11 protein-coding genes and 1 pseudogene are annotated in these 12,021 nt (G+C 76.3%); 2 read left to right on the top strand and 10 right to left on the bottom strand.

The window, feature by feature from the left end; all coding sequences use genetic code 11:
* Positions 1 to 183, bottom strand: a pseudogene (locus EBM89_RS17395) (hypothetical protein); the annotation flags it as partial.
* Between the two features lie 105 nt (positions 184 to 288).
* On the opposite strand from EBM89_RS17395, the gene EBM89_RS17390 reads away from it, so the two are divergent.
* The gene (locus EBM89_RS17390; protein WP_158609711.1) at positions 289 to 1,953 is read left to right on the top strand and encodes an endo-1,4-beta-xylanase; all 1,665 of its coding nucleotides are present in this window, start codon (positions 289 to 291) and stop codon (positions 1,951 to 1,953) included.
* A gap of 3 nt (positions 1,954 to 1,956) precedes the next feature.
* Here the strand turns inward: EBM89_RS17390 and EBM89_RS17385 are convergent, their stop codons facing one another.
* The 3 genes from EBM89_RS17385 to EBM89_RS17375 form a co-directional block, all read right to left on the bottom strand.
* Positions 1,957 to 3,654 (bottom strand): PP2C family protein-serine/threonine phosphatase, encoded by a 1,698-nt coding sequence (locus EBM89_RS17385; RefSeq protein ID WP_122150903.1) that lies wholly within the window; start codon positions 3,652 to 3,654, stop codon positions 1,957 to 1,959.
* A gap of 46 nt (positions 3,655 to 3,700) precedes the next feature.
* Entirely contained in the window at positions 3,701 to 4,081 is a 381-nt protein-coding gene (locus EBM89_RS17380; RefSeq protein ID WP_122150902.1) for a VOC family protein, read from the bottom strand.
* 65 nt (positions 4,082 to 4,146) lie between these two features.
* The gene (locus tag EBM89_RS17375) at positions 4,147 to 5,052 is read right to left on the bottom strand and encodes an LLM class F420-dependent oxidoreductase (RefSeq protein ID WP_122150901.1); all 906 of its coding nucleotides are present in this window, start codon (positions 5,050 to 5,052) and stop codon (positions 4,147 to 4,149) included.
* Positions 5,053 to 5,227: 175 nt separating this feature from the next.
* Here EBM89_RS17375 and EBM89_RS17370 point away from each other — a divergent pair, with 175 nt between their 5' ends.
* On the top strand, positions 5,228 to 5,677 hold the full coding sequence (locus EBM89_RS17370) for a helix-turn-helix domain-containing protein (RefSeq protein ID WP_122150900.1): 450 nt from the start codon (positions 5,228 to 5,230) through the stop codon (positions 5,675 to 5,677).
* A gap of 118 nt (positions 5,678 to 5,795) precedes the next feature.
* Here the strand turns inward: EBM89_RS17370 and EBM89_RS17365 are convergent, their stop codons facing one another.
* The 6 genes from EBM89_RS17365 to EBM89_RS17340 form a co-directional block, all read right to left on the bottom strand.
* Positions 5,796 to 6,395, bottom strand: a complete 600-nt coding sequence (locus tag EBM89_RS17365; RefSeq protein WP_122150906.1) for a ClpP family protease — start codon at positions 6,393 to 6,395, stop codon at positions 5,796 to 5,798.
* Entirely contained in the window at positions 6,395 to 7,027 is a 633-nt protein-coding gene (locus EBM89_RS17360) for a ClpP family protease (protein ID WP_122150899.1), read from the bottom strand. The genes EBM89_RS17365 and EBM89_RS17360 overlap by 1 nt, the downstream gene beginning before the upstream one ends.
* A 115-nt stretch (positions 7,028 to 7,142) precedes the next feature.
* Positions 7,143 to 7,982, bottom strand: a complete 840-nt coding sequence (locus EBM89_RS17355) for a PP2C family protein-serine/threonine phosphatase (protein WP_158609710.1) — start codon at positions 7,980 to 7,982, stop codon at positions 7,143 to 7,145.
* 98 nt (positions 7,983 to 8,080) lie between these two features.
* Positions 8,081 to 9,283: an NAD(P)/FAD-dependent oxidoreductase gene (locus EBM89_RS17350; protein ID WP_233571822.1), complete on the bottom strand. Its 1,203-nt coding sequence runs from the start codon at positions 9,281 to 9,283 to the stop codon at positions 8,081 to 8,083.
* Between the two features lie 223 nt (positions 9,284 to 9,506).
* A complete protein-coding gene (locus tag EBM89_RS17345; RefSeq protein WP_122150897.1) occupies positions 9,507 to 10,715 on the bottom strand; it encodes an amidohydrolase family protein in 1,209 nt (402 codons plus the stop codon).
* A 53-nt stretch (positions 10,716 to 10,768) separates the two neighbouring features.
* Positions 10,769 to 12,021: alanine racemase (locus tag EBM89_RS17340; RefSeq protein WP_233571821.1), on the bottom strand; the 1,253-nt coding region annotated here is incomplete at its 5' end.

Genomic DNA, 12,021 nt, shown 5'->3' with positions numbered 1-12,021 from the left:
CGCGGCGTCCGGCGCGACGACGGCGACCGGCTCCGGTGCCGCGACGGCCGTCGCCGACGCCGCCTCGGCCGGTGCGTCCGGCCCGGGTGCGCACCCGGCCAGCAGCACCAGCGCGCCCGCCACGACGGCGACCGCCCCCGGCACGATCGCCCGCGTCCTGCCCGTCCCCCGCGTCGCCCCCATGCCGACCAGCGTAGGCAGCACCGCCCGCTCCGGCACCCCGCTGGTCAGCACCGCCCGCCGGTGCCTACGGTGGTGCCACCCGTCACCCGAACGAAGGACCCGCGCGTGCGCCGACCCGCCCTGCTCGTCGGTGCCGGCGTGCTCGTGCTCGTCCTCGTGGTCGTCCTGGCGGTGGTGCTCACCCGGGACGACGGCGCCCCCGACGACGGCACCGCGCCCGCGCCCTCCCCGTCGGTGTCGACGCCGCCCGCGGAGTCGCTGACCACGGTGCTCAGCAGCGGGTTCGACGAGGGCGACGAGGGCTGGGCGCCGCTGGGCGAGGGCGTCGGGGTGCAGGACGTCCAGGACGTCACGCACGCCGGTGCCGGGAGCCTGCTCGTGACCGGCCGCTCCGAGCCGTGGCACGGCGCCGCCGTGGACCTGTCCGGGTCGGTGGCGCGCGGCCAGGTGCACACCGTGTCCGCGTGGGTGCGGCTCGGGCTCGGCGACGCCGCCTCCGCCGACGACGTCGAGGACGCGGAGGTCGCGCTCACGCTGGAGCGCCGCGTCGAGGGCGAGGGCGAGGGCGAGCCGCTCTACGTGCACGTCGGCGCCGCGACGGCGGGCGCGGGCGGGTGGACGCAGGTCACCGGCACCGCCGAGGTCCCTGACGGCGACGGCGCGTGGCGCCTCTACGTCGAGTCGACGTCGCCGACGGCGGACCTGCGCGTGGACGAGGTGACCGTGCAGCGCCCGGCACCCCCGGTGCAGCAGGACGTCCCGGCGCTCTCGGACGTCGCGGCGTTCCCCGTGGGCGTCGCGGTCGGGCCGCAGGACCTCGGCGGCCGACCGGCGGACCTGCTGCTGCGCCACTTCGACCAGGTCACCGCGGAGAACGCGATGAAGCCCGTCGTCATCCAGCCCGTCGAGGGCGAGTTCGACTTCGGGCCGATGGACGAGGTGGTGGACGTCGCGGCCGAGCACGGCCGCACCGTCCACGGGCACACCCTGGTGTGGCACCGGTCCACGCCGGACTGGTTCTTCGAGGCCCCCGACGGCAGCCCGCTCACGGACTCCCCGCAGGACCAGGCGCTGCTGCTCGAGCGGCTGCGCGCGCACACCCAGACGGTGCGGGACCACCTGGCCGAGCGGTACGGGGACGCGAACCCCGTGCGCTCCTGGGACGTCGTGAACGAGCCCCTCGACCCCGAGGAGGCCGACGGGCTGCGCCGCAGCCGGTGGTACGAGGTGCTGGGCCCGACCTACGTCGCGCAGGCGTTCCAGGTCGCGCGCGAGGTGCTGGGCCCGGACGTGGTGCTCTACGTGAACGACTACGACACCGACGCCCCCGACCGCCGCCGCGCGCTGGTGCGGCTGCTGCTCGACCTGCAGGCGCAGGGCGCCCCGGTCGACGCCGTCGGGCACCAGATGCACGCCAGCCTGCGCACCGACGTCGACCGGGTCGCCACGACGCTCGACGCGGTCGCGGGGCTCGGGCTGCGGCAGGCGGTCACCGAGCTCGATGTCGCGGTGTCCGCGTCGGACGAGCGGCTGGCCGCGGCCCCGACCGACCGGCTCGCGCAGCAGGGCGACCAGGTGCGCGCGCTGGTGCAGGTGTTCGCGGCGCGGGACCTGGAGTTCGTCGGCGTGTGGGGGCTGTACGACACCCGGTCCTGGTTGCGGCACTGGCCGGAGGACCGGCCGTTCGAGGCGCCGCTGCTGTTCGACGACGACCTGCAGGCCAAGCCCGCGTTCTGGGGGTTCGTGGAGGCGGCGCAGGGCGCGGGCTGAGCCTCAGGTGGCAGGGGCGCCCAGGGGGTCGCGCTCCGGCATGACCCGCTCGGTCTCCGCCGACTCGGCGACGCCACCGGCGCGGTAGACGACCACGGCCACGTCGTCGTCGGCGCCGTCGGGCACGAACGCCTGCAGCAGCGCGTCCGCGACGGCGCTGGCGTGCTCGCCGCGCGGCAGCGCCGCCACGGCGGCGGTCAGCCGGTCGAGGCCGACGCGCAGCGACTCGCGCCGCCGCTCGACCAGGCCGTCGGTGTACACGACGAGCAGGTCCCCGTCGTTCAGGTGCTCCACGGCGTCGGCGTGCGCCGCGGTGCTGAGCGCGAGCGCCGGGCCCCGGCCGCCGGTGAGCAGTGCCGTGGCGCCGCCGACCCGGGCCAGCACGGGCGGCAGGTGGCCCGCGACCGCGTAGGTCAGGGTGTGCTCGACCTCGTCCACGACCGCGCAGAACACCGTCGTGCACTCCGCCCCGGGCAGCGTGCGGGCGAACCGGTCGAGGCCGTCGAGCACCGCCGCGGGGTCCGGCTGGTCGAGCAGCAGGGCGCGCGCGGCCGCGCGCAGCTGCCCCATCCGCGCGGCGGCCTCGAGGCCGTGCCCGACGCAGTCGCCGACCACCAGGGCACGACGCCCCGGGCCGAGCTCGACCACGTCGTACCAGTCCCCGCCGACCGCGAGGTCGCCCGACGCGGGGCGGTAGCGCGCCACGACGCCCGGCAGGGTGGCGCCCTCGGGCAGGATCGCGGCCTGCAGGGTGTCGCTGACGTCGCGCAGGTGCGCCACCTCGCGCAGGTGCCGCACGGAGGCGCTGACCGCCTCGCCGAGCGCCGTGGCGACCTGCGCGAAGAACTGCCGGTACGCGTCGTCCCACGGCCGCCACGGGCCCGCGGTCAGCACCAGCACACCGCACGTCCCGGGGTCGCCGACGGCCCGCAACGGCAGCACCAGGGACCGGTCGACCTCCTCTGCGTGCCCGGTGGCCGCGACCCGCGCGACCACGTCGTCCGCGACTCCCCCGGCGCCGTCGGCCCCCGCCCCGGCCCCCGCGGCCGAACGCGCCCGCACCACCCGGCCCTGGTCGTCCCGCAGGTGCAGGTCGGCGGCCTCAACGTCGGGCGACGCCGCGAGCAACGCGGCCGTGACGTCGACCATCCGCGGGACGTCGCCGTGCACGGCCGCGAGCCGCACCCCGAGCTCGGCGACGATCTCGCGCCGCCGCCGCTCGACCACCCGGTCGGTGGTCTCGGTCGCGATGTCCAGCAACCCCCGCACCACGTCCCCGGTGTCCCGCAGCGGCGAGTACGAGTAGGTGAAGAACGTCTCCTCGTCGTACCCCGAGCGGTTCATCAGCAGCCGCTGGTCGACGGACCAGGTGGGCTCGCCGCACACCATCACCTGCTCGACGGACGGCGCCAGGTCTGCCCAGATCTCGCTCCAGACCTCCTGGAACGGCGCGCCCATGGCGACGGCGTGCTTCTCGGAGCCGAGCATCTCGCGGTAGCCGTCGTTGTAGATCATCGTCAGCTCCGGTCCCCAGGTCACGAGCACCGGGAACCGCGTGGTGAAGCACATCTCCACCGTGACGCGCAGGGCGGTGGGCCAGGTGGACGGCGGACCCAGCGGGGTCCCGCCCCAGTCGACCGCGCGCGCCTCCTCGCCCGCGACGCTGCCCGCGGTGACGCGGCGGAACCAGGGCGACCTCACGGCGTGACACTACGTGCTCCGCCCAGGTGCCGCACGACGGCGCAGGTCAGCCGTCCCGGTAGAGGCAGAACGGGTGCCCGGCCGGGTCGACGAGGACCCGCATGCCCACCTGAGGCTGTTCCGGGGCGAGGCGCGCGCCCAGCGCCACGGCCGCCCGCACCGCGACGTCCAGGTCCAGCACCTCGACGTCGAGGTGCAGCATCATCCGCTGCTCCCCGGGGCGCGGCGGCCAGGTGGGCGGTGCGTAGTCGGGGTCGTGGCGCACGGCCAGGTACGCGACGCCCGACGGCGCGGCGACCACCGCGTGCTCGGGGTCGTCCCCGACCACCTGCCAGCCGAGCACCTGGGCGTAGAACGCCGCGAGCGCGAGCGCGTCCGGGGCGTCGATGACCACGCCCCACCAGCCGTCCTCGGCCCGCCCCCGCATCTGCCCATGGTGGGCCGTCCGGCCCGGCCCGGCACGTCGGCCGGACCGGACCGGAGCCGTGGTGGTCAGCGCGGGCCCGCGGGTGCCGTCAGGTCGGCGAGCCGCGGCACGGCGGGGGCGACGTGGTCCCGCACCCAGGCCGCGAGCGGCGTGGCCGGCGGGCGCAGGATCACCTGCTCGACCCCGAGGTCCGCGTACGGCCGGGCGGCGGCCACGAACCCGTCGACGTCCCCCGTGAGCAGCTGGTCGCCGCCCATCAGCAGCGTCACCCGGATCTCGGCGTAGTCCCGGCCGACGTCGTCGCAGTGGCCGCGCAGCACGTCGAGCTTGTGCGCGACCTCCTCCGGCGTCGTCTCGAACAGGTTGCACGCGTCGCCGTACCGGGCGACGAGCCGGAGCGTCTTGCGCTCCCCGGAGCCACCGACCAGGATCTCCGGGCCCCGGCCCGGCCGGCTCAGCGGCAGCGGCGAGCACAGCGTCTCGGCCAGCTGGTAGTGGGTGCCCTCGAACGGCCCGTCGTCGCCGGGCCGCCACATCTGCCGGCAGATCCGCAGGGCCTCCTCCAGCCGCTCGAACCGCTCGGCCAGCGCCGGGTACGGCACGCCGAGCGCGCGGTGCTCCCGCTCGTACCAGGCCGCGCCGATGCCGAGCGTCGCCCGGCCGCCGGACAGCACGTCGAGCGACGCGACGATCTTCGCGAGCAGCCCGGGGTGCCGGTAAGTCACGCCGGTGACCAGCGCGCCGAGCTGCACCGTCTCGGTGCGCGCCGCCAGGTACCCGAGCGTCGTGTACGCCTCCAGCATCGGGTCCTCGGCCGGGAACCCCGCGGGCTCCATCTGGAAGAAGTGGTCCATCACGGACAGCCAGGTCAGTCCCGCGTCCTCCGCCGCCTCGGCGGTGTCGGCGAGCTCCTGGCGCAGGTGGGTGGGCTCGACGGCGTCGAACCGCATGAGGTGGGCACCGAGGCGCATGCGTTCCTCCTTCTCGGGGGCGGCCCCGTGGCCGCCACACCGTGACGGTCCACCTTCGAGCGCGCTCGAAGTCAAGCGGGGCCGTCTGCTGAGGGCAGAACGACGGGTGCGCCGCGAGCGGCGCCATGCCGAGGTGCGGGGGTTAGCGTGACGGGGACGCCGAGGAGGCCAGCCGATGCCCCAGTCCCCCGCACCCACCCCGCTGCGCCCGACCCGCCCGACCCGCCAGAACCGCCCGGACCGCCCGGCACGCCCCGAGCCGCCGCTGCGCGTGCTGGTGGGCGCGATCCTGCGCGGGCACCGCGAGCGCCAGGGCCGCACGCTGCGCGACGTCGCGGGCGAGGCCCGGGTGTCCGTGCCGTACCTGTCGGAGGTGGAGCGCGGCCGCAAGGAGGCGTCCTCCGAGGTGCTGGGCGCCGTGTGCCGGGCCCTGGGCCTGCGGCTGGTCGACCTCGTCGGCGAGGCCCACGCCCGCCTGGCCCACGCGGACGGCCGGGTGGTCCTCGACCTCACGGCCGCCCGGGAGCAGCCGGCGCTCGGCTCGGCGGCCCACCACGCGCCGGCACCGACCGCCGGCGTCCACCCGCTGCGGCCGAGCCCCCCGGTGGTCGCCCTCGCGGCGTGACCCCATCGGCCGAGGTCGGGGGAACGCGACGAGGTCGGGAGAACCGTTCCCCCGACCTCGTGCCGTTCCCCCGACCTCACGGTCCGCGCGGTGCGCGGTCCCCGGGGGGGTCGGGGCGTCAGGAGCGCTTGAGGGTCGTCACCACCGAGTCCGCGAGGCCGTAGGCCACCGCCTGCTCGGCGGTGAAGACGCGGTCGCGGTCGGTGTCGGTGCGGATCTGCTCGGGGGTGCGCCCGGTGCGCTCGGCGAGGATGTCGTCCACCTGGGCGCGCAGCCGCAGGATCTCGGCGGCCTGCAGCTCCAGGTCGGCGGCCGTGCCCTGCCCGCCGCCGGACGGCTGGTGCAGCAGCACCCGGGAGTGCTCCAGCACGTGCCGCTGGCCCGGCTCCCCCGCCGCGAGCAGCACCGCCGCGGCGGACGCGGCCTGCCCGAGGCAGAACGTCGCCACCGGCGGTCGGATGTACCGCATGGTGTCGTAGATGGCGAGCAGCGCCGTCACCGAGCCGCCCGGGGAGTTCAGGTACAGGTGCACGGGCTGGTCGGGGTCGGCGGACTGCAGGTGCAGCAGCTGCGCGATGACCACGTTCGCGACCCCGTCGTCGATCTCGGTGCCGAGGAACACGATCCGGTCGGACAGCAGCCGCGAGAACACGTCGGCGGCGCGCTCGCCGGTCGGCCGCTGCTCGACCACGACCGGCACGGTGTAGGTCCCGGCCATCACAGGCCCGCCCGTCGCTGCGCGGCGTCGGGGCGCACGTCGTCGAGCTGCTCGACCACGTGGTCCACGAACCCGTAGGCCAGCGCCTCGGCGGCCGTGAACCACCGGTCCCGGTCGGCGTCGCGCTCGATGGTCTCGACGCTCTGCCCGGTGTGCTCGGCGGTGAGCGTCTGCATGACGCGCTTGGTGTGCGCGAGGTTCTGCGCCTGGATCGCGATGTCGACGGCCGTGCCACCGATGCCGCCGGACGGCTGGTGCATGAGCACCCGGGCGTGCGCCATCACGTACCGCTTGCCGGGCGTGCCCGCGCTGAGCAGGAACTGCCCGGCGCTGGCCGCCAGGCCCATGGCGAGCGTGGCGACGTCGTTCGGGATGAGCCGCATCGTGTCGTACATCGCGAGGGCGGCGCTGACCGAGCCGCCGGGCGAGTTGATGTACAGCGCGATGTCACGGCGCGGGTCCTCGGCGGACAGCAGGAGCAGCTGCGCGCACACGCGGTTCGCGACGGCGTCGTCCACCTCCTGCCCGAGCACCACGATGCGCTGGTGCAGCAGGCGGGCGGCGAGGTCGTCGTCGAACCCGCGGGCGGGCGGTGCCGCGGTGCGGGCGGTGGGAACAGGGACGGGGTGCACGGGGGACCTCCTCGGTCGGGCTGGTCCCCCGACGTTCGCACCCGCCACCGCCGCCGGGGCCCCGGGTCTGCCGTCGGCAGATCTGCGGCGGGCAGACGCGCGCCTCCCCGGCCGCTCAGGCCGTGGAGCCGAGCACCGCCCGCCCGTCCCCCGCGGCGGCACCCGCGGTCCGGACTTGACCGACGACTCCGGACGAGGCCGAGCCGCCGTCCTCGACCACGTCCGCGACGACGACGGTGACGTTGTCCCACGCGTCCGCGTCGAGCGCCGTCGTGACCAGACGGTCCACGGCCTCCTGCGGGTCGGCGGCGTCGCCGAGCACGGCGAGGACGTGCCCCTCGGGCACGTAGTCGGTGAGGCCGTCCGTGGCGAGCAGCAGCCGGTCGCCCGCCCGCACGTCCGCGTCGGCGACGGTGACGTGCGCGGGGTCGGCGGGGTCCCCGCCCAGGCAGTGCAGGATCACGTTGCGGCGCGGGTGCCCCGCGGCGTCGGCGGGGTCGATGACGCCCTCGTCCACGAGCAGCTGGACGAGCGAGTCGTCGCGGGACAGGCGGCGGCCCTGCCCGTCGCGCCAGCGGTAGGCGCGGGAGTCCCCGATGTGCACCAGCCGGACGGTGTCGCCCGCGCAGAACACCCCGGTGAGCGTCGTCGCCATGCCGGTGAGGTCGGGGTCGCGGCGGGTGCGGCGCACGAGGTCGCCGTTCGCCTCCTCGACGGCGGTGCGCAGGTCCTCGGCGCTGGGCGACGCGGCCCGGTCGGCACCGGCATCCCCGCCCGCGCCGAGCGTCGCGACGAGCCGCTGGACGACCGTCCCCGAGGCGACGTCGCCCCCGGCGTGCCCGCCGACGCCGTCGGCGACCAGCGCGAAGCGCGAGGAGCAGCCGGCGGAGTCCTCGTTGGCGGCCCGGTGCTCCCCGGTGACGGAGCGCAGCGCGGCGACCAGCGTCAGCGGCACGGGGTCACCTCCCGGGGTCGGGCACGTCGTCCGCTGCCCACGATGCCACGCCCCGGGCCGTCCGGCCGGGTGACCTGCCGCTGGGCGCGCGGCGTGTCTCAGCGGATGCGGCCCCGCAGGGCCTCGGGGCGGACGTCGCGCTGGGTCGCGATGACCTCGCGGGCCCGGTCGGTGGCGTCCCAGACGTTCCACAGCAGCACGCCGGCGACGCGGTCGGGCTCGGCGTCGTCGAGGTAGTACACGACGCCCGCGCCGAAGCCGTCCTCGTGCCAGTCCTCGACGGTGGTCAGCGACGCGTCCAGGCGGCCGACGGCCTCGTAGCCGAGGTCGAACAGGTCGGAGTAGAAGAACGGCGTGTGCGTGTACGGCTCGTCCGCGCCCGCGAGGTTGCGGCCCGCCTGGGTACCCATGGTGGTGGCGTTGTCGACGTGCTCGACGCGGCGGCGCCCGAGGATCCGGTCGGGGTACTGCGCGGCGTCCCCGGCGGCCCAGACGTGGGGGTCGTCGGTGCGCAGGTGCTCGTCCACCAGCACGCCGTCGTCCACGGCGAGCCCGGCGCCCCCGGCAAGCGACGTGTCGACCTCGATGCCGGTGCCCACCACCACGGCGTCGGCCGCGAGCACGCGGCCGTCGTCCAGGGTGACCGTGACGCCGTCGGCACCCGACTCCGTGCCGGTCACGCGGGTGCCGCCGACCAGCGTCACCCCGGCGTCCGCGAACCGGCGCTGCACGTGCGCGGCGAGGTGCGCGGGGAACGTGTGCCCGGTCAGCGTCTCCTGCGGGAACACGAGGGTGACCCGGGTGTCGTTCTGCACCAGCCCGGCGGCGAGCTCGGTGCCGATGTACCCGCCGCCCACGACGACCACGTGCCGGTCGCCGCCCGCGAGGTCGCGCAGCCGCTCGTAGTCCCGCACGGTCCGGAAGTACACGACCCGGCCGGACGGCTCGACGCCGTCGACCCGGCGGGGCTCCCCGCTGGTCGCGAGCAGCAGCGCGCCGTACCCGAGCGTCAGCCCGGCGTCGGTGGTCACGGTGCGGGCCTCGCGGTCCAGGCCCACGACGGACTCGCCGAGCAGCAGCTCCGCGCCGGTGTCGTCGGCGGTGGGCAGCCAGACCTGGTCGAACGCGAAGTCCGGGTCGGTCCACAGCTTCTTGCTCAGCGCGGGCCGGGTCACCGGGCCGGTGGGCTCGCGCCCGATCAGCAGGATCGTGCCGTCCGGGTCCACCTCGCGGATGCCGTGCGCGGCGGCGTCACCCGCCATGCCCGCACCGACGATGACGTAGTCGTAGCTCTCCCGCACCGTGCCTCCTCGTCGCGCGCCCCTGCCCCTTCACCCTCGCGCGGGTGCACGCAGACCGCACCCCGGGCGGCCCGGTCCGCACAGAACGCTCACACCCGCCGCGTCGCCCCGGTCCAGCGCCGCCGAAAGGTCAGCAGGTGCGGGGTTCGCGACCCCGCATCCCGCACCTCGTGACCGTTCGGTGTGGGACTGGGGCGGTGGGCGGCGGGTGGGGCGGGGCGCGTCAGTCCGGGAGGGTGCCCGCCACGACGCGACCGCGCGAGACGACGGCGACGATGTTCTCGGTGCGCAGCGCGTCCACGTCCTCCCACGGGCGGCCGCGCAGCACGACGAAGTCGCTGCCGAGGCCGGGACGCAGGCGCCCGGTGACGTCGCCGAGCCGGATCGCGTCGGCGGCGTCGGAGGTCGCGGCGGCGAGCGTGCGCTCGGCGGTCCAGCCGAACATCGCGGCCATCGTGCGCACCTCCTCCATCTGGTCGCCGAAGCCGACGAACTGCCCGGACGCGTCCGTGCCGAGCACGAACCGCACGCCCGCCTCGGCGGCGCGCGCGAACCCGGCGTCGCGCAGGGCGACGACGTCGCGCGCCTTCTCCTGGGCCTCGGCGGAGACCGGGCGGCGGCCCTCGGCGATGATGTCGTTGATCAGCAGGGTCGGGGCGACGGGCAGGTTCCGCTCGACCAGGGCGGCAAGGTGCCGCTCCAGGATCGCGGTGCCGTGCTCGATCGAGTCGACGCCCTCCTCCAGCGCGATGTCCAGGCCGTCGGCGGTGTGCGTGTGCGCCGCGACCAGCATGCCGAGCGCGTGCGCCTCGTCGACGGTGGTGCGGATCTCCTCACGGGTCTGGTTGCGCCAGCCGACCTTGTCGCCCATGGAGAGCACGCCGCCGGAGGTGTAGACCTTCACGCCCGCCGCGCCGGAGCGCGCCCACGTGCGGACGAGCTTGCGGCACTCGTCGGGGGTGTCGGCGGTCGGCGGGCGGTGCGCGTAGTGCGGCGGGACGAACAGGTCGCCGTGCCCGGCGGTCATGCCGACCTGACCGTGCGACAGCAGGCGCGGGCCGACGAGCACGCCGGTCTCGAACGCGCGACCGACCGCGAGCTGGATCGAGTCGGCGGCGAGGTCGCGCAGGGTGGTGACACCGCCGCGGGCGCAGCGCAGGGCGTTCGCGGCGACGTGCAGCGACCGCTCCTCCGGCGGGGTGATCAGCGGCCACGTCGAGGCGTCCTTGGCGGGCTCGCCCGCCGGGTAGCCGAGGTGCACGTGCGTGTCGACCAGGCCCGGGACCACGCTGAGGTCGGTGCGGCGCGCGGGCGCCTCCTCGACGGCGAGGATCCGGTCGCCGGACCACACCAGGCGGGCGGGGCCGACCTCGCGCTCGCCGTCCCACAGCGGGAGGCCGTCGAGGACGTGCTCGGTGGTCGTGGTGCTCATGCGCGGGTCCTTCGTCGGTGCGGGTGGTGCAGGTGGCGCGGGCGCGGGTGCGCTCAGAGCCGGGGGGTGATCTCGCCGACCACGACGTCGTCCTCGACCAGCGGGATGTGCCGCCAGCGGTCGAACGCGCCGCACGGGTGGCTGATGCCGAACCGGAGCACCGTACCCGGGGCGGGGGCGACGCCGGACGGCACCCGCAGGAACGCGTGGTGGTCGTTGACGCCCGTCACCTCCCACCCGGTGACGTCGAGGTCGTGCGCGCCGTCGGGCGCGGGCACGGCGCCGAGCACGACGGGCAGCCGGTCGTCGGTGGGCGCCTCGCGGCGGCCGAACCCGACGAGCACGCGTCCGTCCTCGGGGACGGAGAGCACGGACGCGCGCAGCTCGAACGCGGGCCGCAGCGCGGCGTTCCCGCGGTCGGCCCCGAGGGGCGACGTCCGCCGGTAGACGCCGTGGTCGTGCGTGATGTAGCAGCCGGACCGCAGCACGGTCGTGACGGGCACGTCCCACATCGCGGGGCCGAGCTCGCGCACCACGAGGTCGAAGTAGGACGACCCGCCCGCGGTGACGACGGGCACCCCGGCGACGAGGCCCTGGTCCGTGAGCGCGGTGACGAAGCCGCGCACGCGCTCCAGCAGCTCGGCGGCGCCGGGCGGGGCGGCGGGGTCGTCACCGACGGGCATCAGGCCCTCGAACGCGGCCACGCCGGCGAGCCGGACGTGCTCGGACGCCGCGACCCGGCGGGCCAGCGCGAGCGCCGCGACGTCGTCGCGCATCCCGGTGCGGCCGCCGGCGAACCCGAGCTCGAGCAGCAGCGGCAGCGGACGGTCGGGGCGGTGCGGGGCGAGCTCGCGCAGCAGCAGGTCGAGGCCCGCCTCGGAGTCGACGTAGCAGAGGTACTCGGTGGCGGAGTCCGCCGCGAGCAGGTGCTCGGCCACCCACGCGATGCTCGCGGGGTCGACCAGCACGTTGGCGTGCAGCACCCGGCCGACGCCCCAGGACGCGAGCGTGCGCACCTGGGCGGGCGTGGCGGCGGTGAACCCCCACGCCCCGGCGTCGGTCTGCCGGCGCACCAGGTCGCGCGACATGTGGGTCTTGGCGTGCGGGGCGAGCTGCACCCCGGCGGCGCGCACCCAGTCGGCCATGGTCCGGACGTTGTGCTCGATCGCGTCGTCGTGCAGCAGCATCACCGGCAGCTCGAGGTCGCCCAGCCCCGCACCGGCGGCGGGCGCGTCGGCGGCCCCGCGGGCGGCGTGCCGCCCCCGGCCGCTCACGCGACGACCCCGGCCGTGCGGGCGTCCACCGG

The sequence above is a fragment of the Cellulomonas triticagri genome (genome assembly GCF_003696205.1).
GTDB lineage: Bacteria > Actinomycetota > Actinomycetes > Actinomycetales > Cellulomonadaceae > Cellulomonas > Cellulomonas triticagri.
Note: the sequence above shows the minus strand (reverse complement) of the source record. Positions and strands in the feature narration are given on the sequence as shown.

Coding starts and splice junctions, on each gene's coding strand:
- EBM89_RS17380 (WP_122150902.1), bottom strand. CDS start 4,081: ATGCGGGGGCGGGCCGAGGACGGCTGGTGGGGCGTGGTCATCGACGCC.
- EBM89_RS17375 (WP_122150901.1), bottom strand. CDS start 5,052: ATGCGCCTCGGTGCCCACCTCATGCGGTTCGACGCCGTCGAGCCCACC.
- EBM89_RS17370 (WP_122150900.1), top strand. CDS start 5,228: ATGCCCCAGTCCCCCGCACCCACCCCGCTGCGCCCGACCCGCCCGACC.
- EBM89_RS17365 (WP_122150906.1), bottom strand. CDS start 6,395: ATGGCCGGGACCTACACCGTGCCGGTCGTGGTCGAGCAGCGGCCGACC.
- EBM89_RS17345 (WP_122150897.1), bottom strand. CDS start 10,715: ATGAGCACCACGACCACCGAGCACGTCCTCGACGGCCTCCCGCTGTGG.